Raw genomic sequence first — 22,342 nt, forward strand, 5'->3', positions numbered from 1 at the left:
ATGCGCGTACTTGTCGCCATGAGCGGTGGCGTGGATTCCTCGGTGGCGGCCGCGAGGATGGTCGCCGCGGGCCATGACGTGGTCGGAGTGCACCTGGCACTGTCCTCGGCGCCCGGTACGTTGCGCACCGGATCGCGCGGGTGTTGTTCGAAGGAGGACGCCGGCGACGCCCGCCGCGTCGCCGATGTGCTCGGCATTCCGTTCTATGTCTGGGATTTCGCCGACCGCTTCAAAGAGGACGTCATCGACGACTTCGTTGAGTCCTACGCGCGCGGTGAGACGCCCAACCCGTGTGTCCGGTGCAACGAGCGGATCAAGTTCTCCGCGTTGGCCTCTCGTGCGCTCGCGCTCGGGTTCGACGCGCTGGCCACCGGACACTACGCCCGGCTGGCCGACGGCCGGCTGCGCCGTGCCGTCGACCACGACAAGGACCAGTCCTACGTGCTCGCCGTGCTGACCGCCGATCAACTGCGTCACGCGGTCTTCCCGATCGGAGACACCCCGAAGGCGCAGATCCGTGAGGAAGCGGCACGCCTGGGTCTCGCGGTGGCCGACAAGGCCGACAGCCACGACATCTGCTTCATCCCGTCGGGTGACACCAAGGCGTTCCTCGGCGCCAGGATCGGTGTCCGGCGCGGCAACGTCGTCGACGCGGCGGGCACCGTCCTGGCCGAACACGACGGGGTGCACGGATTCACGATCGGGCAGCGCAAGGGGTTGGGGATCCCGGGGCCGGGTCCGGACGGCAGTCCGCGCTACGTGACGGGAATCGACGCGCAGACCGGCACCGTGCACGTCGGTGATGTCGCCGATCTCGAGGTCACCAGCCTGCAGGGTGACGCGCCCGTCTTCACGTCCGGCGTCGCGCCCACCGGCCCGCTCGAATGCGTCGTCCAGGTCCGGGCGCACGGGGGCGTCGCCGACGCTGTCGCCGAACTGCGGGGCGACACCCTGGAGGTGTCGCTGCGCACCCCGCTGCGCGGAGTGGCCCCCGGGCAGACACTGGTGCTCTACCGCCGCGATCCCGCCGGCGACGAAGTACTGGCCAGCGCGACGATCCGCGCCACGCACTGACCGGCCGGCCTACCTGTCGGGAACGTTGGCCAGGATGTTGGTCATCACGATCTCCGGGACCGAGTCCGGAAACGCGCAGAACGTCACCTCGACCAGCACCACGGACTTCACCCGGTAGTCGCGGCCGCAGTTACCCGGTCTGGTCTGCACCGAATCCGGGGTGGTCGTCACCACGCCCACCATGGCGGCACCCGAGTCCGTCGTGCCGCATCCCTCGATCTGCTCGACGATCGCGGCGAAGGCGCGTTGCGCCGTCGCGGCGTCGCGATATCCCGCGGCCGCCTGCGAGATGAGGCCACCCCGGGGCGGATTCTGGTAGCTCGTCTTGCGGAACTCCTCGACCTCCGAGCCGAACACCTGGGTCTCGGCGAACACCCACCCGCATTGCGGCGGAAGATCTTTCGCCATCCGGGGAAGTGCCATATCCACCGGGACGTCCACCGGGACCTTGCTCTCGGTGCCCGGTATCGCCGTCAGATCCCGGCCCGCGCCCGTGACCGCCTGCATCTGAGCACTCTCGAGCAGGACGGTGTCGACATCCACCGGGGACCGGGAGTCCTCGTCGATCGCCCGTACTGCGCGCACCGCATCGCCGCCCACGATCTGAGTGCACCCGACAGCCATGATCGCCGTCGCACACAGCAGCGGCGCCCAGGCACGGCCCGTCATACCCGAACCCTAGCCCGTCGCATATCGTGAGGCGAGTGAGTGTTTTCGCGACTGCGACCGGTGTCGGCTCCTGGCCCGGCACCTCGGCCAAGGAGGCCGCCGAAGTCGTCGTCGGCGAACTCCACCGTCTCCCGCATCTGGTCGAGCTTCCCGCCCGCGGGCTCGGCGCCGACATGATCGGACGTGCCGGCGGGCTGCTCGTCGACATCTGGATCGACACCGTGCCTCGCGGGTACCGCATCGCGTCGGGTCGCAGCTCGGTGACCCGACGTGCGGTGAGCCTGCTGGAGGAGGACCTCGACGCGCTGGAGGAGGCGTGGGAGAAGGCGGGGCTGCGCGGCGGTGCGCGTGCGGTCAAGGTCCAGGCGCCGGGGCCGGTCACGCTCGCGGCGCAGTTGGAGTTGCCCGGCGGGCACCGGGCGATCACCGATCCGGGCGCGGTCCGCGACCTGACGGCATCCCTCGCCGAAGGCGTGGCTGCGCATCGCGCCGCCCTGGCACGCCGTCTGGAGAGCCCGGTGGTGGTGCAGTTCGACGAACCGACCCTGCCCGCGGCACTCGCCGGCAGGCTGACCGGGGTGACGAGTCTGAGCCCCGTGCACCCGGTGGACGACGCGGTGGTCACCGCGCTGCTCGACGACTGCGTGGAGACAGTCGGCGGTGACGTCGTCGTCCACTGCTGCGCGTCGGGTGTCCCGTGGAAACTGTTGCAGCGCAGTGCTGTCCATGCGGTCTCCGTTGACGTCGACACGCTGTCCGCCGAGGACCTGGACGGTGTCGGCGAGTTCGTCGACTCGGGCCGGACCGTCGTGCTGGGTGCGGTCCCCACCGCGGCGCCGGCCGTGCGCCCTTCCGCAGAGCAGATCGCCGCCACGGTCGCCGCGGTGACCGACCGGCTGGGCTTCGCGCGCGCCGTCCTGCGGGACAGGGTCGGGATCACGCCGGCGTGCGGCCTGGCCGGTGCGACCACGGCGTGGGCGCGCTCGGCGATCGAGTTGGCGCAGCGCGCCGCCGACGGTCTGGCCGATGACCCTGAGGCCTTTTGACCCTCGATCACCCCTGGAACACCGCAGCTTCGTGCCCTCCGGCGCCGGAGGCGTTGACCGACACCGTGATCCGCGCCGACAACACCCTCTACCCAGCCCTCTTCCAGGCCAAGCGTCGTGGGAAGAACCGGATCGCCCGGCTCTAACCGGTCCGCAGATCCTTGCGCAGGATCTTGCCGGACGCCGACTTCGGGATGGCGTCGATGAACTCGACCTTGCGCACCTTCTTGTAGGGGGCGACCTGGCCCGCGACGAACTCGATCACGTCGGTTTCGGTCAGCTCGGAGTCCGCCTGCGTGACGACGAAGGCCTTGGGGACCTCCTCGCCTTCCTCGTCGCGCACACCGACCACCGCGGCGTCGGCGATGTCGGGGTGGGACAGCAGCACGGCCTCCAGTTCGGCGGGAGGCACCTGGTAGCCCTTGTACTTGATCAGTTCCTTGAGCCGGTCGACGATGTACACCAGGCCCCGGTCGTCGATCTGGGCGAGGTCGCCGGTGTGCAGCCAGCCGTCCTCGTCGATGGTCTCCTTGGTGGCCTCCTCGTTGTTGAGGTATCCGGCCATCACATTCGGGCCCTTGAACCACAATTCACCGGTCTTGCTCAAGCCCTCGTCGGGGATCTCGATCTCGGCGCCGGTCTCCGGGTCGACGAGCTTGGAGGCCGCATTGGACACCGTCCACCCGACCGACGCGAGCGGAGCGTCGTCGTGCATGTTCAGCCGGCCGCCGTCGAACGGGGTGATATGACTGACGGGGCTGAGCTCGCTCATGCCGTATCCCTGAACGACCTTGCAGTCCAGGCGCTTTGCGACGGCGTGGCCGAGATCGGCGTCCAGTGGCGCCGCACCCGACATGACCACCTGCAACGAGGACAGATCATGGTCGTCGACGAGCGGGTGCTTGGCGAGCGCGACCGCGACCGGAGGAGCGATGAACGCGATGGTGCACCGGTGTTCGGCGATGTTGCCCAGGAAGTCGCCGAGGTCGAAGCTCGGCATGATGACCAGCCGGGCACGCGCATGCAGGGCGGCGTTGAGCAGCACGGTCATTCCGTAGATGTGGAAGAACGGCAGCACGGCCAGCACGACATCGTCGGGCTCCATGCCGTGCAGCGGGCGGATCTGCGCGACGTTGGCGACGAGATTGCGGTGCGTGAGCATCACGCCCTTCGGGTTCCCGGTGGTGCCCGAGCTGTAGGGCAGCACCGCCAGATGCGACGACGGTGCGAAGTTCACCTGTGGCGCAGGCGTTCCCGGTGCGAGGATGTCGGCGGCGTTCGGGTGTCCCGCGCCGTCGCCGGACCCGTCGCGGCCGGGTCCGTCGAGCACGATCACGTCCTCGTCCGACAGCCCCGCCAGCGCCGCACCTTCCCGGGCCTGGGCCAGCAGCGGTGTGACCGTGATGAGAGTGCGGGCCCGGGAATCGGTCAGCTGCTTGGCGATGTCCTTGGCGGTGAACAGCGCGTTGATCGTCGTCGCCGTCGCCCCTGCGCGCAGGATGCCGTGGAATGCCACCGCGAAGGCCGAGCTGTTGGGCGCCAGCAGGCCGACGACGTCGCCGACTCCGACGCCGCGGGCGGCCAGCGCCCCGGCGAACGAGTCGATCCGGGCGACCATCTCGCGGTAGGTGGTCTGCCTGCCCGACTTCGCGTCGATCAGCGCGACGCGGTCGAGGACGGGGTCGTCCGGATCGGACAGGCCGGAGAAGAGGTAGTCGTAGACGCTGGCCGTGGGGATGTCGACTTCGGGGAAGGGGCTCGAGAAAGTCATGATGTCTCCGATCGAATCATGGGGCGGGTGCCCGTGGGTCAGCGTTCGCCGAGCTGTCTGATCAATTTCTTGGCGGCCACCATCCGGTACGACGCGTCGATCAACTCGGTGATCTCGGTCCAGTCCACCGCCGCCGCGGTCAGGTCCAGGCCGAGCCACCCGAACGGGCCCAGGTAGGCGGGGAAGAAGAATCGGCGGTCCTGCTCGAGCGCTCTGCGTTCGCTCTCCTCGACCTTGACCAGGACCGAGTGGGGGTACTGCACGTAAGCGCCCTTGTCCGCACCTTTGACGCTGCCGCCGTAGATGGCGAACATCTTCGGCGCGCAGAAGACCGGCCGGCCCCAGGAGATCTTCTCCATCGCGGCCGGGAACCCGAGCGCGATCTCCCGTACCTCGGCCAGCCCCATGTCGTCGTCGCGGAACATGATCGGATGCGCCATGGATGCAGCCTACGCAGCGGGCGTGGGCCGGTCCGGTGAACTGAGGGCGTCGTTGTCGGGCCCCTTCGATAGCCTGCGTGGGTGAGTCCCGAGGCGATCCCGGATCCCGAGTCGATGCTGGCCGAGCAGGCCCACGATGCGCTCGACCCCGACCTGCGCCGCAGTTGGCAGGAGCTCGCCGACGAGGTCCGCGAACATCAGTTCCGCTACTACATCCGCGACGCCCCGATCATCACCGACGCCGAATTCGACCAGCTGCTGCGCCGGCTGCAGGCGCTCGAAGACGAGTATCCGGAGCTGCGCACGCCCGACTCGCCGACCCAGCTCGTCGGCGGGGCGGGGTTCGCCACCGACTTCACCGCCGCCGAACATCTTGAGCGCATGCTCAGCCTGGACAACGTGTTCGACCCCGAGGAACTGGCCGCGTGGGCCGCACGGATCAGGACCGAGATCGGCGCGGATGCGCAGTACCTGTGTGAGCTCAAGATCGACGGTGTCGCGCTGGCTCTCGTCTACCGCGACGGACGGCTGGAGCGGGCGGCGACACGGGGGGACGGACGCACCGGCGAGGACGTCACGCTCAACGCACGCACCATCGAGGACATCCCTGAAAGGCTCAGCGGCACAGATGAATTCCCGTTGCCCACCGTTCTCGAGGTGCGTGGCGAGGTCTTCTTCCGGGTCGCCGACTTCGAAGACCTGAACGCCGGGCTGGTCGCCGAGGGCAAGCCGCCGTTCGCCAACCCGCGCAACAGCGCCGCCGGTTCTCTGCGCCAGAAGAACCCGGCCGTCACGGCGCGCCGCCGGTTGCGGATGATCTGCCACGGACTGGGGCATGTGGAGTCCTCCGGAGGCTCCCCGTTCCCGACGCTGCACGACGCCTACCGCGCACTCAAGGCGTGGGGGCTGCCGGTTTCCGACCACACCGCCCAGGTCACCGGGCTCGACGCGGTCACCGAGCGCATCGCCTACTGGGGTGAGCACCGCCACGACGTCGAACACGAAATCGACGGCGTGGTGGTCAAAGTCGATGCCGTGGCGCTGCAACGCCGCCTCGGCGCGACCTCGCGCGCACCGCGGTGGGCGGTCGCCTACAAGTATCCGCCCGAAGAGGCCCAGACCAGACTGCTCGACATCCGGGTCAACGTCGGGCGCACAGGACGGGTGACGCCCTTCGCCTACATGGAGCCGGTCAAGGTGGCCGGTTCGACGGTCGGGCTGGCCACGCTGCACAACGCGTCGGAGGTCAAACGCAAAGGTGTGCTGATCGGCGACACCGTCGTCATCCGCAAGGCGGGCGACGTCATCCCCGAGGTACTGGGACCCGTCGTGGACCTACGCGACGGCAGTGAGCGCGAATTCGTGTTCCCGACCCACTGTCCGGAGTGCGGAAGCGAGCTGGCCCCCGCCAAGGAGGGCGACGCCGACATCCGCTGCCCGAACACGCGCAGTTGCCCGGCGCAGTTGCGGGAGAGGGTGTTTCACGTCGCCGGTCGGGGGGCCTTCGACATCGAGGGGCTCGGCTACGAGGCGGCGACGGCGCTGCTGCAGGCCGGCGTCATCGCCGATGAGGGTGACCTGTTCGGGCTCACCGCGGACGACCTGCTGCGCACCGAGTTGTTCACCACCAAGGCCGGTGAGCTGTCGGCCAACGGCAAGCGGCTGCTGGCCAACCTCGGCAAGGCCAAGGCGCAACCGTTGTGGCGCGTGCTGGTCGCACTGTCGATCCGGCACGTGGGCCCGACCGCGGCCCGCGCGCTGGCCACCGAGTTCGGCAGCCTGGAGGCCATCGAGACCGCGTCGGAGGAACAGCTCGCCGGCACCGAAGGCGTCGGGCCGACGATCGCGGCGGCGGTCATCGACTGGTTCACCGTCGACTGGCACCGCGCGATCGTCGACAAGTGGCGCGAGGCCGGGGTCCGGATGGCCGATGAACGCGACGCCAGCATCGAACGCACGCTGGAGGGGCTCTCGATCGTCGTGACCGGATCGCTGGCCGGCTTCAGCAGGGACGAGGCCAAGGAGGCGATCATCGCGCGCGGCGGCAAGGCGGCCGGTTCGGTGTCGAAGAAGACCGCGTACGTCGTCGCCGGCGACGCGCCGGGATCCAAGTACGACAAGGCGATCGAACTGGGCGTACCCGTCCTCGACGAGGACGGGTTCCGTCGACTGCTCGCAGAAGGTCCGGAGCGCGACGCCGAGGACGGCGAGCCAGGCTAGCCGATGATCGTCGTGACGATCCCGGCCAGGTAACCGAGCCGGGCGACCTCGCTCGGCCGGAACGCCGGTCCGCCGGGACGGCCCAGGACGACCGCGGTACTCGGATCGGACAACGGGGCCGCGGCCAGCGTGGTGTCCATGTCGCGCCACACCTGCGGAACCCACTGCGCGGACGCGTCGAGAGCTTCGGCACGGGCGAGCGGAAGCCACGGCGTCTCGGCCGCCTGCGTCTCCGGCGCCCCCGAACTGCCGACCAGCCGCTGCGGACCCGAATCGGTCAGCGTCACCACGGTGCACCACCCGACCCGAAGGACCTTGGGAGCCTCGTCGGCGAGCACCTGTAACCGCTGGAGCCTCCCGTCCGCGGCGGCGACGTGGTCGATCAGTTCGAGTTCGCGGTGCGCGTCGAGCAGACCGGTGTGCGGGCGGATGCTGTCGACGTACACGCCGTTGAGGTTCTCGGCGGCCGTGATGAGCATGTCGGGCATCGCGCCGGGCGGCAGTTCGACCACCAGGTCGTCGATCGCGTAGCCGGCGGCGCGTTCCACCACGTCGAGGGACAGGATGTCGGCGCCCACCGAGCCGAGGGCCACGGCCAGAGAACCGAGGCTGCCGGGCCTGTCCTCCAGCTCGACCCGCAGCAGATACGAAGGCACGGGCAACACTGTGTCACGGACTGCCAGGAACGGGCGACTCGGGCGCGGAGCCGTCGGAGGGGGCTGGACTAGGCTTCGTGGTCGTGTCCCAGATCTCCAGAGACGAAGTCGCGCACCTCGCGCGCCTGTCGCGACTCGCCTTGACCGACGGCGAGCTGGACAGCTTCGCCGGCCAGCTCGACGCCATCCTCGGCCACGTCAGCCAGATCCAGGCCGTCGACGTGACCGGTGTCGAGGCCACCGACAACCCCCTGGTTCGGCGGGCGGAAGCGGGTGGAGTCGTCAACGGGTCCAGGCCCGACGAAGTCCGGCCCAGCCTGAGTCAGCAGCAGGCGCTGGCGGAAGCGCCCAACGACGCCGAAGGTCGATTCGCCGTCCCACGGATCCTGGGGGAGCCCGAATGAGCGAGCTCATCAAGCTCGACGCCGCGACGCTGGCGGACAAGATCTCGAGCAAAGAGGTGTCCTCGGCCGAGGTGACCCAGGCGTTCCTGGACCAGATCGCGGCCACCGACGGCGACTATCACGCATTCCTGCACGTCGGGGCGGAGCAGGCCCTGGCCGCAGCGCAGACCGTCGATCGCGCTGTCGCGGCAGGCGAGCACCTCCCGTCGCCGCTGGCCGGCGTCCCGTTGGCGCTCAAGGACGTGTTCACCACCACGGACATGCCGACCACCTGCGGATCGAAGATCCTCGAAGGCTGGACGTCACCGTACGACGCGACCGTCACCGCGAAGCTGCGGTCCGCCGGTATCCCGATCCTCGGCAAGACCAACATGGACGAGTTCGCGATGGGCAGCTCCACCGAGAACTCCGCCTACGGCCCGACGCGCAACCCGTGGGACACCGACCGGGTGCCCGGGGGATCCGGCGGCGGAAGCGCCGCAGCGCTGGCCGCCTTTCAGGCGCCGCTGGCGATCGGCACCGACACCGGCGGCTCGATCCGCCAGCCCGCGGCACTGACCGCGACGGTCGGGGTGAAGCCCACGTACGGGACGGTGTCGCGCTACGGCCTGGTCGCCTGCGCGTCGTCGCTGGACCAGGGCGGACCGTGTGCGCGGACCGTCCTCGACACTGCACTGCTGCACCAGGTCATCGCGGGTCACGACCCGCTGGACTCGACGTCGGTCGAAGCCCCGGTGCCCGACGTCGTCGCCGCGGCCCGAACCGGAGCCGGTGGCGACCTCACCCGTGTGCGCATCGGTGTGGTCAAACAGCTGCGCAGCGGTGAGGGCTACCAGCCCGGTGTGCTGGCGTCGTTCAACGCCGCGGTCGATCAGCTGACCGCGCTGGGCGCCGAGGTGACCGAGGTGGACTGTCCGCATTTCGACTACTCGTTGCCGGCCTACTACCTGATTCTGCCGTCTGAGGTGTCGTCGAATCTCGCGAAGTTCGACGGCATGCGCTATGGCCTGCGGGCGGGCGACGACGGCACCCACAGTGCCGAGGAGGTCATGGCGCTGACGCGCGCCGCGGGCTTCGGCCCTGAGGTGAAGCGCCGCATCATGATCGGCGCCTACGCGCTGTCGGCCGGCTATTACGACGCGTACTACAACCAGGCCCAGAAGGTGCGCACGCTGATCGCGCGCGACCTCGACGCGGCGTACCAAAAGGTCGACGTGCTGGTGTCGCCGGCGACGCCGACGACGGCATTCCGACTGGGGGAGAAGGTCGACGACCCGCTGTCGATGTACCTGTTCGACCTGTGCACGCTGCCGCTGAACCTCGCGGGGCACTGCGGGATGTCGGTGCCCTCGGGGCTGTCGGCCGACGACAACCTGCCCGTCGGGCTGCAGATCATGGCGCCCGCGCTCGCCGACGACAGGCTCTATCGGGTCGGCGCCGCCTACGAAGCTGCCCGGGGACCGCTGCCGACGGCGCTCTGAGCGGGTTAGATGGAACGCTCCCGAGGAGCAGAGAGGACGCGAGCCATGCGTATCGGAGTGCTGACCGGCGGCGGAGACTGCCCAGGCCTGAACGCCGTGATCCGGGCGGTGGTCCGCACCTGCGACGCGCGCTACGGCTCGTCGGTCGTCGGTTTCCTCGACGGCTGGCGGGGTCTGTTGGAGGACCGCCGCGTCCAGCTCAAGAACGACGACCGCAACGACCGGCTGCTCGCCAAGGGCGGCACGATGCTGGGCACCGCCCGGACCAATCCGGACAAGTTGCGCGCCGGCCTCGACCAGATCAAGCAGACGCTGGAGGACAACGGGATCGACGTGCTGATCCCGATCGGCGGCGAGGGAACCCTGACCGCTGCGCACTGGCTCTCCGAGGAGGGCGTGCCGGTGGTGGGTGTGCCCAAGACGATCGACAACGACATCGACTGCACCGACGTGACTTTCGGGCACGACACCGCTCTGACCATCGCGACCGAGGCCATCGACCGCCTGCACAGCACGGCCGAGTCCCATCAGCGCGTCATGCTCGTCGAGGTGATGGGCCGCCACGCCGGCTGGATCGCGCTGAACGCGGGCATGGCCTCCGGGGCGCACATGACGCTGATACCCGAGCAGCCCTTCGATGTCGAAGAGGTGTGCAGACTGGTCAAGCAGCGCTTCCAGCGCGGTGATTCGCACTTCATCTGCGTCGTCGCCGAGGGCGCCAAACCCGCCGAGGGTTCGATGCAGCTGCGGCAGGGCGGCATGGACGAGTTCGGCCACGAGAAGTTCACCGGGGTCGCGGCGCAGTTGGCGATCGAGGTCGAGAAGCGCATCAAGAAGGACGTCCGCGTCACCGTGCTCGGTCACGTGCAGCGCGGGGGCACCCCGACCGCATTCGACCGCGTGCTGGCGACCCGCTTCGGCGTCAACGCCGCCGACGCGGCGCACGCGGGGGAGTACGGGATGATGGTGTCGGCCCGCGGCACCGAGATCGGCCGGGTACCGCTGGCCGACGCCGTGCGGCAGCTCAAGCTGGTCCCGCAGACGCGCTACGACGACGCCGCCGAATTCTTCGGCTGACCCTTCTCCCGCGAGCTGGGGGCACCACCCGCTTGCGGGGAACGCATACTCGGGCGTGTCGCCGGCGAGCCGTGCGAGTTCGCGTCTGCTCGCGGGCAAAAGGCGACCCACTAGGATCAGGGGCATGTCTGTCACGACCGATGAGCTGCTGGATTACGACGAGGTCATCGCCGCCTACGAACCGGTGCTCGGCCTTGAGGTCCACGTCGAGCTGTCGACCGCGACAAAGATGTTCTGCGGATGCGCCAACAGGTTCGGCGGGGAGCCGAACACCCAGGTGTGCCCGGTGTGCCTCGGCCTGCCCGGCTCGCTGCCGGTGCTCAACCAGTCCGCGGTCGAGTCCGCGATCCGGATCGGTCTTGCGCTCAACTGCGAGATCGCGCCGTGGGGCCGGTTCGCCCGGAAGAACTACTTCTACCCGGATCAGCCGAAGAACTACCAGATCTCCCAGTACGACGAGCCGATCGCGATCAACGGCCACCTCGATGTGCCGCTCGACGACGGCACCACCTGGCGCATCGAGATCGAGCGCGCCCACATGGAAGAGGACACCGGCAAGCTGACCCACCTCGGCAGCGACACCGGCCGTATCGCCGGCGCGACGACGTCGCTGGCCGACTACAACCGCTCCGGCGTGCCGCTGATCGAGATCGTCACCAGGCCGGTCGAGGGAGCGGGCGCGCGAGCCCCCGAGATCGCCCGCGCCTATGTGACGGCGTTGCGGGATCTGTTGCGCGCGTTGGACGTATCTGATGTCCGCATGGATCAGGGGTCGATGCGCTGCGACTCCAACGTGTCTCTCAAGCCCATCGGGCAGGTCGAGTTCGGCACCCGGACCGAGACCAAGAACGTCAACTCCCTCAAGAGCGTCGAGGTCGCGGTCCGTTACGAGATGCGCAGGCAGGCAGCCGTGTTGAAGGCCGGCGGCTCGATCGTGCAGGAGACCCGGCACTTCCACGAGGACGGTTACACCTCGCCGGGCCGCAGCAAGGAGACCGCGCAGGACTACAGGTACTTTCCCGAGCCCGACCTCGAACCCGTGGCCCCCAGCGCCGAGCTCGTCGAGCAGCTGCGTGCCACCATCCCGGAGCTTCCGTGGCTGTCGCGCAAGCGAATTCAGCAGGAGTGGGGCATCGGCGACGAGGTGATGCGCGACCTGGTCAACATCGGGGCGCTGGACCTCATCGCGGCCACCGTCACCCACGGTGCCTCCAGCGAGGCGGCGCGGGCATGGTGGGGCAACTTCCTGGTGCAGAAGGCCAACGAGAAAGGCGTGGAACTCGACGCGCTCCCGATCACGCCGGCGCAGGTCGCCGCGGCCGTCAAGCTCGTCGACGACGGCAAGCTGTCGAACAAGCTGGCCCGCCAGGTCGTCGAGGGTGTGCTCGCCGGCGAGGGTGAACCCGAGCAGGTGATGACCGACCGCGGACTGGTCGTGGTCCGTGACGACTCGCTCATCCAGGCCGCGGTCGACGAAGCGCTGGCCGCCAACCCCGATGTCGCCGACAAGATCCGCGGGGGCAAGGTGGCTGCCGCCGGCGCGATCGTCGGTGCGGTGATGAAGGCGACGAAGGGGCAGGCCGACGCCGCGCGGGTGCGCGAGCTTGTCATGGCCGCCTGCAGTTAGCCTCTAGTGTCGACGCGATGACGCGAATTCAGGACCTGGTCTACCGCGTCCTTGACCACCCACTGCGCTGGCTGTCGCTGCGCTCCATCGTGATCCTGTCGCAGCTGGGTGTGACGATCCTCGTGCTCACCCTCGGCGTGTGGGTGTGGGTGGGCGTCACCAACGACCAGTACGACCAGCTCGACCGGCGCCTGGACTCCCTGTCGAGCCTCGGGGACGTCAACACCCTGCTGCGCAGCGCCCAGGAGGGGGTCGGCCCCGAACCCACCGAGGGTGGACTCGTCCGGACCGCCCGGTGGGCCGGCAGCACCGTCTCGATTCCCGCCGACATCGTGCTGCCCGACCTCGACAGCGGTTACGCCGACGCCACCATCGACGGTGTCGAGTACCGGGTCCGCACGATCAAGACCGGCAACGCGTCCATCGCGCTCGGCGCGCCGATGGCCGAGACGCAGGCCCGCATCGATTCCCTGCACTGGCGGGTGTTCTGGATCTGTTCGGGCGTGATCCTGACCACCATGCTGGTCGGTTGGGTGATCGGGCTGATCATGGTCAACCCGTTCCGGCTGCTGGCCCAGCAGGCGCGTGCCATCAATGCGCAGTCCAATCCCGACGAGGTCCAGGTGCGCGGCGTCTGGGAGGCCGTCGAGATCTCCGAGGCCGTCGAGGGCATGCTCGCGCGCATCGGCGACGAGCAGCAGCGGACCAGAGCCGCGCTGGAGTCGGCCCGCGACTTCGCCGCCGTCGCGTCCCATGAACTGCGCACACCACTGACGGCGATGCGGACCAACCTGGAGGTCCTCGCGACTCTCGACCTCGGCGCCGAGCAGCGCCAGGAGGTCCTCGGCGACGTCATCCGCACGCAGTCGCGCATCGAGGCGACGCTGACCGCGTTGGAACGTCTCGCCCAGGGCGAGCTGACGACGGTGGACGACTTCGTCCCCGTCGACGTCGCCGAACTCCTCGACCGGGCCGCCCACGACGCGATGCACAACTATCCGGGCGTGGAGGTGACGCTGGCCTCGTCGACGACGGTGCTGATGCTGGGCATGCCTGCCGGCCTCCGGCTCGTCATCGACAACGCGATCGCCAACGCGGTCAAACACGGTGGGGCCACCCAGATCCGGCTCAGCGTCGTCAGTTCGCACACCGGCGTCGAGATCGCGGTCGACGACAACGGTTCCGGCGTCCCCGAAGAGGAGCGTGCCGAGGTGTTCGCACGCTTCCACCGCGGCACCACCGCATCGCGGTCGGGGTCCGGACTGGGACTGGCGCTGGTCGCCCAGCAGGCCGAGATCCACGGGGGCACAGCGTCGCTGGAGGTCAGTCCGCAGGGCGGGACGCGGCTGATGCTGCGCCTGCCCGGCTCCGGCCCCAGCTAGCCGATCAGGTCTTCTCGTCGTTGGCGCGCGGGAAGCCGCCGCCCTGCGGGAACAGCGGGAAGACGACGTCGTCGAGCTTCATCGCGTCCCCGGAGGTCTTGTTGACGGTGCCGCCCCACACGTTGCCGTCCGGGGAGACCTCCAACGCCCACGCGTGACCGTGCTGGTCCTGCCGGACCACCTCCGGGTCGCCGGTCACCGCGCCGGTTTCGGGCGCCATCCGCACCGCGACGGTCTGCTTGGTGTTGACGAGATTGAGCAGCACCGTGCCGTCGAGCGCCGCGCACCCGGCGACCCCGGGTCGGTCCGGCCATGTCCACACGGTCGACACCTGGGAGTCCTTGGTGATGCGCTGCAGGCGGTCGGCGGTCGGCGTCCGGTCGGTGACGTACAGCGACTCGTCGGACGGGTCGATGCACATGCCGCCACCGGGTCCCAACCCCGACAGCGCGGTCGTCGTCGGCGCCTGGTTGACCGTCGTCGGCTGCTCGATGCGCAGCATCTTGCCCGCCATCGAGCCCGGATCGGCGGCCTGCGCCGGATTGCCCGCATCGCCGGTCTGCACCACGAGCGTCGTCGGACTGGTGAAGATCAGGGAGCCGGTGTTGCCGGTCGCGCCCTTGGGGATGCCGGTGAGAATCGGCTTGGGCGGGTCGCCCTCGGCGATGCGCACCACCCGGTTGTCGGTCGGCGTGCTGATGTAGGCGTACATCAGCCTGTCCTGCGTGTAGGTGGGGGACAGCACGATGTCCATCAGACCGCCGTCGCCGCTGCCGTCGACCGGGATCATCATCTTCTGGATCGGCTCGGCGCGCACCGACACCTGCTTGACCGCACCGGTCGTCCGTTCTGCGACCAGCGCCGACTGGCTGTCCGGCAGCATGATCAGACCGCTGGTGCTCTCCAGGCACCCCTGCATCACGCCGGGTGCCGGGCACTCCTTGGGGAACGGCTTGGCGGGCAGCGGGGGAGGCGGCGGCGGGGTCGAGGTGGGTCCCGGCGCGAGCTGCGGTTCGGTGGTGAACGGCTGGGACTGCGCCGAGTCGAAGCGGGCACAGCCGGCACCGGCCAGCAGCGCCGCGCTCAGCAGCACGACAAAGGCCCCCGACGACCGACGCTCGCTCATGGCAGCCAGATTACGGATCGTCTGGCCGGCCCCGCCACGCGCTCCCCGGAGCCGACCTGTCCCGACCTGCGGCGCTGCGGAGAAACCCGTGCTCAACGCGCCGAGTGAATTCCCGGCACGGGATCGTTCTGCACTTACCCTGGCTGTCGTGACGAGTCCCCTTGACCCCCGCCCGTGGCAGCGGCCCGACGACTCGGCCGGGCGACCGGCGTCGGCGAGCCTGGTGGACCCCGAGGACGATCTTCCGTCGGCGAACTACGGCGGTGACTTCGAGACCACCGCGATCCCGCGCTACGACTCGGCCAAGCCCGCCGAGGCGCAGCAACCCTTCGCTCTGCTCAACGATCCCGAGCCGCTGCCGTATGTGCAGCCCAGCACCGGTCTGGCGCCGGGTGCCTACGGCTCGGCGGCCGCGCCGACCGAGGTGGGCGTCGACCCGGACCGCCACAGCGGCGACCGCCGCGGCACCCAGGACCTGGGCCTGCTGCTGCTGCGCGTCGCGGTCGGTGCGCTGCTCATCGGTCACGGCCTGCAAAAGGTCTTCGGACTCTGGGGCGGCCCCGGTCTGGGCGGCTTCCGTGACCAGCTGACCGACGTGGGCTTCCGCAACGCCGACATCCTGAGCTACGTCGCCGCCGGCGGCCAGATCGCCGCGGGCGTACTGCTCGTGCTCGGCCTGTTCACCCCGATCGCCGCCGCCGGGGCACTGGGATACCTGGTCACCGCGACGCTCGCCGAGGCCACGCTCGCCCACAACGACGCGCGGTTGTCGTCGTTCCTGACCGACGGCCACGAATACCAGATCGTGCTGCTGGTCGCGGTCGCCGCGATCATCCTGGTCGGTCCGGGCAGGTACGGGCTCGATGCCGGCCGCGGCTGGGCCCGCAGGCCGTTTGTCGGCTCCATCGCCGCCCTGATCCTGGGCGCCGGCGCCGGGGTGGCCATCTGGGTGCTGCTCAACGGCGCCAATCCGCTGGGCTGAGCCCGCTACTCGCCGCTATTCGTAGGGGTTGGGCACCGGTCCGCCGCTGGCGGCGGTCAGCACGGGCAGTGTCGCGAACGTCACCCCGGGCAGGGTCAGCTCGGAACCGTCGCGTCGCCGCGCCACCGCCCAGGCCTGACGACCGAACCGCAATCCGTGAATGTCCTCCCAGCGCACGGTCTGCTTGCCGAACAGGGTCCGGGCGGTGACCGTGTCCCGGTCGGCGACGGTGCGGTAGCGCGCCACCGCGTAGGACACCCCCGCCGGGATCAGGAACAACAGGAGGAACCAGATCGGTCCGGCCAGCACGACGGCCAGCAGCGCGACGGTCAGGAAGCCCACCGCGACGTGGGCCATCGGCGAGATCCTGATCACGACAGGGGCCGACTCGGGCGCGGAGGAGGAACGCATGTCGCCATCATCGCACCGCGGCCCGGGTGGGTGCGCCGGGCGCCCGGGGCCGGGATTTGACCTCGGGCCGGTACGGCGGCTACCGTCGTCTGCTATGCAGACCCTGCTCGTAGTAATTGGCTCGCGCGTTGATGCCGCGCTGGCCCTGATTCGGGCATAGCACAACCGCATCAACGCGCACCCTCGTACAGCCGCCGGGCTGACGGGGGTTTTTTGTTGCCCCAACACCGATTTGAGAAGATCAGCCGAGCGAGAAAGACCAGAGGACACCGTGAGCGCACCTACCAAGCGACCGCCCGAGCAGTCGGAGACCCCGACGAACGGGACAGCGGCCGCCGCGAAGTACAACTCCGCGACGACCCAGGCGCAACCCAATGTCGTTGCCCCGCACCAACTCACCGGAGCGCAGGCGGTGATCCGCTCACTCGAGGAACTCGGGGTCGACGTCATCTTCGGCATTCCCGGCGGGGCGGTGCTGCCGGTCTATGACCCGCTGTTCGACTCGCAGAAGCTGCGCCACGTGCTGGTCCGCCACGAGCAGGGCGGCGGGCATGCCGCCAGCGGCTACGCCCATGCGACCGGCCGGGTCGGCGTCTGCATGGCGACCTCGGGGCCGGGCGCGACCAACCTGGTGACACCGCTGGCCGACGCCTACATGGACTCGATCCCGATGGTGGCCATCACCGGCCAGGTCGGACGCGCGCTGATCGGCACCGACGCCTTCCAGGAAGCCGACATCTCCGGCATCACCATGCCGGTCACCAAGCACAACTTCCTGGTGCGTGACGGTGACGACATCGCCCGCGTCATCGCCGAGGCGTTCCACATCGCCGCCAGTGGCCGGCCCGGTCCGGTGCTCGTCGACATCCCGAAGGACGTGCTGCAGGGCCAGTGCACGTTCGCCTGGCCGCCGCAGTTCGAACTGCCCGGCTACAAGCCGAACACCAAGCCGCACAACCGTCAGATCCGCGAAGCCGCCAAGCTGATCGCCGAATCCCGCAAGCCCGTGCTCTACGTCGGCGGCGGCGTCATCCGCGGCGAGGCCTCCGAGCAGCTGCTCGATCTGGCCGAGCTGACCGGGATCCCGGTCGTCACCACCTTGATGGCCCGCGGCGCGTTCCCCGACAGCCATCCGCAGAACCTGGGCATGCCGGGTATGCACGGCACCGTCGCCGCGGTGGCGGCGCTGCAGCGCAGCGATCTGCTCATCGCGCTCGGCACCCGCTTCGACGACCGTGTGACGGGCAAGCTGGACTCGTTCGCGCCCGAGGCGAAGGTCATTCACGCCGACATCGACCCGGCCGAGATCGGCAAGAACCGCCATGCCGACGTGCCGATCGTCGGGGATGTGAAGAACGTGATCGCCGATCTGATCGAGGTGCTCCGACGCGACGGTCAGGGCGCGGTCGAACTCGACGCGTGGTGGGAGTCGCTGCGGGGGATCCAGGCGACGTTCCCGCTGAGCTACGGCCCGCAGAGCGACGGCAGCCTGTCTCCGGAGTTCGTGATCGAGACGCTGGGCAAGATGGCCGGCCCGGACGCGGTGTACGTCGCGGGCGTCGGGCAGCACCAGATGTGGGCCGCGCAGTTCATCTCCTACGAGAAGCCCAAGACGTGGCTCAACTCCGGTGGGCTCGGCACCATGGGCTTCGCGGTGCCCGCGGCGATGGGCGCCAAGATGGGTCGTCCCGAGGCCGAGGTGTGGGCCATCGACGGCGACGGCTGCTTCCAGATGACCAACCAGGAACTGGCGACGTGCGCGATCGAGGGCGTGCCGATCAAGGTCGCGCTGATCAACAACGGCAACCTGGGCATGGTGCGGCAGTGGCAGACGCTGTTCTACGAAGAGCGGTACAGCCAAACCGATCTCGCCACCCACACCCGTCGCATCCCGGACTTCGTGAAGCTCGCCGAGGCGCTCGGTTGCGTCGGATTGCGTTGCGAGCGTGAGGAAGACGTGGCCGACGTGATCGCCCAGGCGCGGGCGATCAACGACCGTCCCGTGGTGGTGGAGTTCGTCGTCGGCGCGGACGCCCAGGTGTGGCCCATGGTCGCCGCAGGCACCAGCAATGATGAGATCCAGGCGGCACGCGGGATCCGTCCGCTGTTCGACAACGAAGAGGGGCATGCGTGATGAGCGCTTGCGCGAAGAACATCCAAGCGGGCATGAGCGCTTGCGCGAAGAACGGAGCACGCTGATGGCCACCACGCACACGCTGTCGGTGCTCGTCGAGGACAAACCCGGCGTCCTGGCCCGGGTCGCGTCGCTGTTCTCGCGCCGCGGCTACAACATCCAGTCGCTGGCCGTCGGCGCCACCGAACACAAAGACCTCTCGCGGATGACCATCGTGGTCGATGTCGAGGAATCTCCGCTGGAGCAGATCACCAAACAGCTCAACAAGCTGATCAACGTGATCAAGATCGTCGAGCAGGACGAGGAGCATTCGGTCTCGCGCGAGCTCGCACTGATCAAGGTCCGTACCGATGCGACGACCCGCGGTCAGGTCATCGAGGCGGTCAATCTGTTCCGTGCCAAGGTCGTCGACGTCTCGACCGAGTCGCTGACCGTCGAGGCCACCGGCACGCCTGAGAAGATCGAGGCGTTGCTGCGGGTGCTCGAACCCTACGGGGTGAGGGAGATCGTCCAGTCCGGTGTGGTGTCGCTGTCCCGCGGCCCGCGCGGTATCAGCACCAAGTAGTTATCCGAAAAGCTCGCAATCGAAAAGCGATGAGCAGAAAGAAGATTCATAAAGATGGCAGTTGAGATGTTCTATGACGCCGACGCGGACCTGTCGATCATTCAGGGCCGCAAGGTCGCCGTCATCGGCTATGGCAGCCAGGGGCACGCGCACTCGCTGAGCCTGCGCGACTCGGGTGTCGAGGTCAAGGTCGGCCTCAAGGAGGGCTCGAAGTCTCGCGACAAGGTCACCGAGCAGGGTCTCGACGTCGACACCCCGGCCGAGGTCGCCAAGTGGGCCGACGTGATCATGCTGCTGGCGCCCGACACCGCGCAGGCCGAGATCTTCACCAAGGACATCGAGCCCAACCTCGAAGACGGCAACGCGCTGTTCTTCGGCCACGGCCTCAACATCCACTTCGGGCTGATCAAGCCGCCGGCCAACGTCACCATCGGCATGGTCGCCCCCAAGGGGCCCGGCCACCTGGTGCGTCGCCAGTTCGTCGACGGCAAGGGCGTGCCCTGCCTGATCGCCGTCGACCAGGATCCCAAGGGTGAGGGCCAGGCGCTGGCGCTGTCCTACGCCGCTGCCATCGGCGGAGCCCGCGCCGGGGTCATCAAGACCACGTTCAAGGACGAGACCGAGACCGATCTGTTCGGTGAGCAGGCCGTGTTGTGCGGCGGCACCGAAGAATTGGTCAAGACCGGGTTCGACGTGATGGTCGAGGCCGGTTACGAGCCCGAGCTCGCCTATTTCGAGGTGCTGCACGAGCTCAAGCTGATCGTCGACCTGATGTACGAGGGCGGTATCGCGCGGATGAACTACTCGGTGTCCGACACCGCGGAGTTCGGCGGCTACCTGTCCGGCCCGCGCGTGATCGACGCCGACACCAAGAAGCGGATGCAGGACATCCTCAAGGACATCCAGGACGGCACGTTCGTCAAGCGTCTGGTCGCCAACGTCGAGGGTGGGAACAAGGAGCTCGAGGGTCTGCGCAAGCAGAACGCCGAGCATCCGATCGAGGTCACCGGCAAGAAGCTGCGCGACCTGATGAGCTGGGTCGACCGGCCGATCACCGAGACTGCCTGATTTTCTGGGATTTCGGTGTAGTTGGTCAACGCAGGCGTGACCAACTACACCGAAATCACCGGGTCGGTACGCTCGGTTTTCATGACGGGCACCCCGACGCCGGCCAGCGCGCTGCTCACCCGTGCCGGCGGGATCCGCGGACTGGTGTACACCGCGTTGCCGGTGACGACGTTCGCCGCGGGGAACGCGATCGCCGGTCTGATGCCTGCGCTGATCGCCGCCGTGGTCGCCGGCGCGCTGGTGATGACCGTGCAGCTGGTGCGGCGGGAGTCGACGCGGCCGGCGATGTTCGGTTTCGCGGGTGTCGCCGCGGGCGCCGGTTTCGCGCTCGTCACCGGCCGGGCGAAGGACTTCTACCTTCCCGGCATCTGGATGTACCTGGCGCTGGCCGTGCTGTTCACCGCGTCGGTGCTGGCACGCCGCCCGCTGATCGGCGTCGTCTGGGCGTGGATGACGGGACGCGACGACACCTGGCGGCGCACCCGCCGCGTGCGAATCGCCTTCGATCTGGTCACGCTGATGATGGCTGCGGTGTCGGCGACCCGGTTCGCGGTGCAGTTCTACCTCTACGACACCGACCAGGAGGGTCTGCTCGCCGTCGCCCGGATCGCGATGGGCTGGCCGGTGTTCCTGTTGACGTCGACGTTGATCTACCTCGCGATCCGCACCGCGATGCGGACGCTGCCGCGCGGCGTGCCCGAGTGATTTCGGTGTCGTTGGTCAACGCAGGCGTGACCGACGACACCCGAATCACGGTGCCAGCGGCGGCATCTCCCTGATCCCGAACTCGCGACGCAGCACGGTGCGCGCGGCGTAGTAGCCGGCCATGCCGTGCACGCCGCCGCCGGGAGGAGTCGCCGACGAGCACAGATAGGTCCGCGGGATCGGCGTGGCCCACGGATTCCACCGCAGCGCCGGGCCGGTCAGCGCACTGAACATGTTGTTTCCCCCGACGCCGATGTCGCCGCCGACGAGGTTGGCGTTGTGGTCGGCGAGCCGGGCTGCGGGCACGCTGCGGACGCCGACGACGAGGTCTCGGAAGCCGGGGGCGAACCGCTCGAACACGCCCGTGATGGTCTCGGCCATGTCGACGGTCGATCCGGCCGGCACGTGCGCGTACGTCCACAGCGGACGCCGCCCCGCGGCGTCGATCCGGCCCGGGTCGGCGAGGTGGGGCAGTGACGCCAACACCATTGGCCACTGCGCGTGGCGGCCCTCGGCGATGTCCTTCTCGGCCAGTGCCATCGTCGCCCGGTCGCCGCCCATGTGCAGAGTGGGTGCGCTCGCCAACCGTTTGTCGCGCCAGGGGATCTCACCGGACAGGACGAAGTCGACCTTCGCGACACCCGGCCCGTAGCGATAGCGGCGCAACGTGCGCGCGTAGCGCGACGGCAGCCGGTCCCCGTAGATGTCCAGCAGAGCCGTCGGCGCGGTGTTGTACAGCACCACACCCGAGGGCGGTGTCGAAACCTCCTCGCCGACAACGAGTTCACCGCCGTGGGCGCGCAGGTCGGCGATCAGCGCGTCGGGTATGGCCTGTGAGCCGCCGACCGGGATCGGCCAGCCGACGGCATGGGCCAGCGTGGACAGCATCAGTCCCGCCCCCGACGCGACCAGCGACGGCATCCGTGAAATCGTATGTGCCGCAACGCCGGTGAACAGTGCTCTGGCATCCTCTCCGAGGAGGGTGCCCCACGCGGGAGTGCCCTGGGCGAGCAGGCGCGGGGCGACCCGCAGCGCGGCGGGAATGCTGGGCGGGATCGAACGCTTGTCCCCGAGCAACAACCCGACCACCCCGTCGCAGTCGGCCGCCAGCGGTCCCAACAGTCGCCGCCACGGCTCGCCGTCTTCGAGCTCGGCGCAGGTGCGGTCGATGTCGAGGTAGCCGATCGCCGCCCGGCGGCCCGGCAACGGGTTGCCGTAGGACACCTCGGGGACCTCCAGCGTCACACCGCGAGCCCTCAGATCGAACGCCGCGAAGAACGGTGACGCCAGTGCCAGCGGGTGCACCGCCGAGCAGATGTCGTGCGAAACACCGGAGAACTCCGGGTCGGGCAGGGTGCGCGCGCCGCCCCCCGCGGTGGGTTGTGCTTCCACCACACGCACCGAAACCCCAGCTCGCGCGCAGATCACGGCCGCAGCCAACCCGTTGGGCCCACTCCCGACGACGGTCAATTCCACCTGGCCATTAGAGCCCATTAGGCTGAGG

Annotated in this window: 21 protein-coding genes; 14 read left to right on the forward strand and 7 right to left on the reverse strand. The window is 69.1% G+C overall.

Features of this window, described 5'->3' with window-relative positions; genetic code table 11:
• The gene (gene mnmA / locus DYE23_RS09775; RefSeq protein ID WP_115327108.1) at positions 1-1,074 is read left to right on the forward strand and encodes a tRNA 2-thiouridine(34) synthase MnmA; all 1,074 of its coding nucleotides are present in this window, start codon (positions 1-3) and stop codon (positions 1,072-1,074) included.
• Between the two features lie 9 nt (positions 1,075-1,083).
• On the opposite strand, the gene DYE23_RS09780 is transcribed toward mnmA, so the two are convergent.
• Positions 1,084-1,743, reverse strand: coding sequence for a sensor domain-containing protein (locus DYE23_RS09780; protein WP_115327109.1), 660 nt, complete (start codon positions 1,741-1,743; stop codon positions 1,084-1,086).
• Positions 1,744-1,778: 35 nt separating this feature from the next.
• Between DYE23_RS09780 and DYE23_RS09785 the strand changes: the two genes are divergently transcribed.
• A complete protein-coding gene (locus DYE23_RS09785) occupies positions 1,779-2,789 on the forward strand; it encodes a uroporphyrinogen decarboxylase/cobalamine-independent methonine synthase family protein (RefSeq protein WP_115327110.1) in 1,011 nt (336 codons plus the stop codon).
• On the forward strand, positions 2,786-2,935 hold the full coding sequence (locus DYE23_RS30830; protein WP_172527740.1) for a nucleotidyl cyclase domain-containing protein: 150 nt from the start codon (positions 2,786-2,788) through the stop codon (positions 2,933-2,935). The genes DYE23_RS09785 and DYE23_RS30830 overlap by 4 nt, the downstream gene beginning before the upstream one ends.
• Here the strand turns inward: DYE23_RS30830 and DYE23_RS09790 are convergent.
• Both DYE23_RS09790 and DYE23_RS09795 read right to left on the reverse strand, forming a co-directional pair.
• Positions 2,932-4,560 (reverse strand): 4-coumarate--CoA ligase family protein, encoded by a 1,629-nt coding sequence (locus tag DYE23_RS09790; protein WP_115327111.1) that lies wholly within the window; start codon positions 4,558-4,560, stop codon positions 2,932-2,934. The genes DYE23_RS30830 and DYE23_RS09790 overlap by 4 nt on opposite strands.
• 38 nt (positions 4,561-4,598) lie before the next feature.
• On the reverse strand, positions 4,599-5,000 hold the full coding sequence (locus DYE23_RS09795; protein ID WP_115327112.1) for an MmcQ/YjbR family DNA-binding protein: 402 nt from the start codon (positions 4,998-5,000) through the stop codon (positions 4,599-4,601).
• Positions 5,001-5,114: 114 nt separating this feature from the next.
• On the opposite strand from DYE23_RS09795, the gene ligA reads away from it, so the two are divergent.
• Positions 5,115-7,220 carry an NAD-dependent DNA ligase LigA gene (gene ligA / locus DYE23_RS09800; protein WP_276051353.1) on the forward strand — a complete coding sequence of 702 codons (2,106 nt, stop codon included), beginning with the start codon at positions 5,115-5,117 and terminating at the stop codon, positions 7,218-7,220.
• Here the strand turns inward: ligA and DYE23_RS09805 are convergent.
• Positions 7,217-7,885: an ACT domain-containing protein gene (locus DYE23_RS09805; RefSeq protein ID WP_115327114.1), complete on the reverse strand. Its 669-nt coding sequence runs from the start codon at positions 7,883-7,885 to the stop codon at positions 7,217-7,219. The two genes, ligA and DYE23_RS09805, sit on opposite strands and share 4 nt — an antisense overlap.
• Before the next feature lie 74 nt (positions 7,886-7,959).
• Here DYE23_RS09805 and gatC point away from each other — a divergent pair, with 74 nt between their 5' ends.
• The 5 genes from gatC to DYE23_RS09830 all read left to right on the forward strand — a co-directional run bounded on the left by gatC (position 7,960) and on the right by DYE23_RS09830 (position 13,847).
• On the forward strand, positions 7,960-8,280 hold the full coding sequence (gene gatC / locus DYE23_RS09810; RefSeq protein WP_115328920.1) for an Asp-tRNA(Asn)/Glu-tRNA(Gln) amidotransferase subunit GatC: 321 nt from the start codon (positions 7,960-7,962) through the stop codon (positions 8,278-8,280).
• A complete protein-coding gene (gatA, locus tag DYE23_RS09815) occupies positions 8,277-9,761 on the forward strand; it encodes an Asp-tRNA(Asn)/Glu-tRNA(Gln) amidotransferase subunit GatA (RefSeq protein ID WP_115327115.1) in 1,485 nt (494 codons plus the stop codon). Before gatC ends, gatA begins: the two co-directional genes overlap by 4 nt.
• Positions 9,762-9,806: 45 nt before the next feature.
• On the forward strand, positions 9,807-10,838 hold the full coding sequence (locus DYE23_RS09820) for an ATP-dependent 6-phosphofructokinase (RefSeq protein ID WP_011895089.1): 1,032 nt from the start codon (positions 9,807-9,809) through the stop codon (positions 10,836-10,838).
• A gap of 124 nt (positions 10,839-10,962) precedes the next feature.
• On the forward strand, positions 10,963-12,465 hold the full coding sequence (gene gatB, locus DYE23_RS09825) for an Asp-tRNA(Asn)/Glu-tRNA(Gln) amidotransferase subunit GatB (RefSeq protein ID WP_115327116.1): 1,503 nt from the start codon (positions 10,963-10,965) through the stop codon (positions 12,463-12,465).
• A gap of 17 nt (positions 12,466-12,482) precedes the next feature.
• Positions 12,483-13,847 (forward strand): sensor histidine kinase, encoded by a 1,365-nt coding sequence (locus DYE23_RS09830; protein ID WP_011895087.1) that lies wholly within the window; start codon positions 12,483-12,485, stop codon positions 13,845-13,847.
• A gap of 4 nt (positions 13,848-13,851) precedes the next feature.
• Here DYE23_RS09830 and DYE23_RS09835 read toward each other — a convergent pair whose 3' ends face one another.
• Positions 13,852-14,973, reverse strand: coding sequence for a PQQ-dependent sugar dehydrogenase (locus DYE23_RS09835; protein WP_115327117.1), 1,122 nt, complete (start codon positions 14,971-14,973; stop codon positions 13,852-13,854).
• A 148-nt stretch (positions 14,974-15,121) separates the two neighbouring features.
• On the opposite strand from DYE23_RS09835, the gene DYE23_RS09840 reads away from it, so the two are divergent.
• Entirely contained in the window at positions 15,122-15,955 is an 834-nt protein-coding gene (locus DYE23_RS09840) for a DoxX family protein (RefSeq protein ID WP_178061064.1), read from the forward strand.
• 15 nt (positions 15,956-15,970) lie between these two features.
• Here the strand turns inward: DYE23_RS09840 and DYE23_RS09845 are convergent, their stop codons facing one another.
• Entirely contained in the window at positions 15,971-16,366 is a 396-nt protein-coding gene (locus tag DYE23_RS09845; RefSeq protein ID WP_178061066.1) for a PH domain-containing protein, read from the reverse strand.
• 271 nt (positions 16,367-16,637) lie between these two features.
• Between DYE23_RS09845 and DYE23_RS09850 the strand changes: the two genes are divergently transcribed.
• The 4 genes from DYE23_RS09850 (at position 16,638) to DYE23_RS09865 (ending at position 20,838) form a co-directional block, all read left to right on the forward strand.
• Positions 16,638-18,500, forward strand: a complete 1,863-nt coding sequence (locus tag DYE23_RS09850; RefSeq protein WP_011895083.1) for an acetolactate synthase large subunit — start codon at positions 16,638-16,640, stop codon at positions 18,498-18,500.
• Between the two features lie 64 nt (positions 18,501-18,564).
• Positions 18,565-19,065: an acetolactate synthase small subunit gene (gene ilvN, locus DYE23_RS09855; protein ID WP_011895082.1), complete on the forward strand. Its 501-nt coding sequence runs from the start codon at positions 18,565-18,567 to the stop codon at positions 19,063-19,065.
• 54 nt (positions 19,066-19,119) lie between these two features.
• Positions 19,120-20,133: a ketol-acid reductoisomerase gene (gene ilvC, locus DYE23_RS09860; protein WP_011895081.1), complete on the forward strand. Its 1,014-nt coding sequence runs from the start codon at positions 19,120-19,122 to the stop codon at positions 20,131-20,133.
• Between the two features lie 81 nt (positions 20,134-20,214).
• Entirely contained in the window at positions 20,215-20,838 is a 624-nt protein-coding gene (locus DYE23_RS09865) for a DUF3159 domain-containing protein (RefSeq protein WP_041788675.1), read from the forward strand.
• A 45-nt stretch (positions 20,839-20,883) separates the two neighbouring features.
• Here DYE23_RS09865 and DYE23_RS09870 read toward each other — a convergent pair whose 3' ends face one another.
• Positions 20,884-22,314, reverse strand: a complete 1,431-nt coding sequence (locus DYE23_RS09870; protein ID WP_178061068.1) for a phytoene desaturase family protein — start codon at positions 22,312-22,314, stop codon at positions 20,884-20,886.
• Between the last annotated feature and the right edge of the window lie 28 nt (positions 22,315-22,342).

This window comes from Mycolicibacterium gilvum, from assembly GCF_900454025.1.
GTDB classification, from domain to species: domain Bacteria; phylum Actinomycetota; class Actinomycetes; order Mycobacteriales; family Mycobacteriaceae; genus Mycobacterium; species Mycobacterium gilvum.

Coding starts and splice junctions, on each gene's coding strand:
- mnmA (WP_115327108.1), top strand. CDS start 1: ATGCGCGTACTTGTCGCCATGAGCGGTGGCGTGGATTCCTCGGTGGCG.
- DYE23_RS09780 (WP_115327109.1), bottom strand. CDS start 1,743: ATGACGGGCCGTGCCTGGGCGCCGCTGCTGTGTGCGACGGCGATCATG.
- DYE23_RS09790 (WP_115327111.1), bottom strand. CDS start 4,560: ATGACTTTCTCGAGCCCCTTCCCCGAAGTCGACATCCCCACGGCCAGC.
- DYE23_RS09795 (WP_115327112.1), bottom strand. CDS start 5,000: ATGGCGCATCCGATCATGTTCCGCGACGACGACATGGGGCTGGCCGAG.
- ligA (WP_276051353.1), top strand. CDS start 5,115: ATGCTGGCCGAGCAGGCCCACGATGCGCTCGACCCCGACCTGCGCCGC.
- gatA (WP_115327115.1), top strand. CDS start 8,277: ATGAGCGAGCTCATCAAGCTCGACGCCGCGACGCTGGCGGACAAGATC.
- DYE23_RS09820 (WP_011895089.1), top strand. CDS start 9,807: ATGCGTATCGGAGTGCTGACCGGCGGCGGAGACTGCCCAGGCCTGAAC.
- gatB (WP_115327116.1), top strand. CDS start 10,963: ATGTCTGTCACGACCGATGAGCTGCTGGATTACGACGAGGTCATCGCC.
- DYE23_RS09830 (WP_011895087.1), top strand. CDS start 12,483: ATGACGCGAATTCAGGACCTGGTCTACCGCGTCCTTGACCACCCACTG.
- DYE23_RS09835 (WP_115327117.1), bottom strand. CDS start 14,973: ATGAGCGAGCGTCGGTCGTCGGGGGCCTTTGTCGTGCTGCTGAGCGCG.
- DYE23_RS09845 (WP_178061066.1), bottom strand. CDS start 16,366: ATGCGTTCCTCCTCCGCGCCCGAGTCGGCCCCTGTCGTGATCAGGATC.
- ilvN (WP_011895082.1), top strand. CDS start 18,565: ATGGCCACCACGCACACGCTGTCGGTGCTCGTCGAGGACAAACCCGGC.
- ilvC (WP_011895081.1), top strand. CDS start 19,120: ATGGCAGTTGAGATGTTCTATGACGCCGACGCGGACCTGTCGATCATT.
- DYE23_RS09865 (WP_041788675.1), top strand. CDS start 20,215: ATGACGGGCACCCCGACGCCGGCCAGCGCGCTGCTCACCCGTGCCGGC.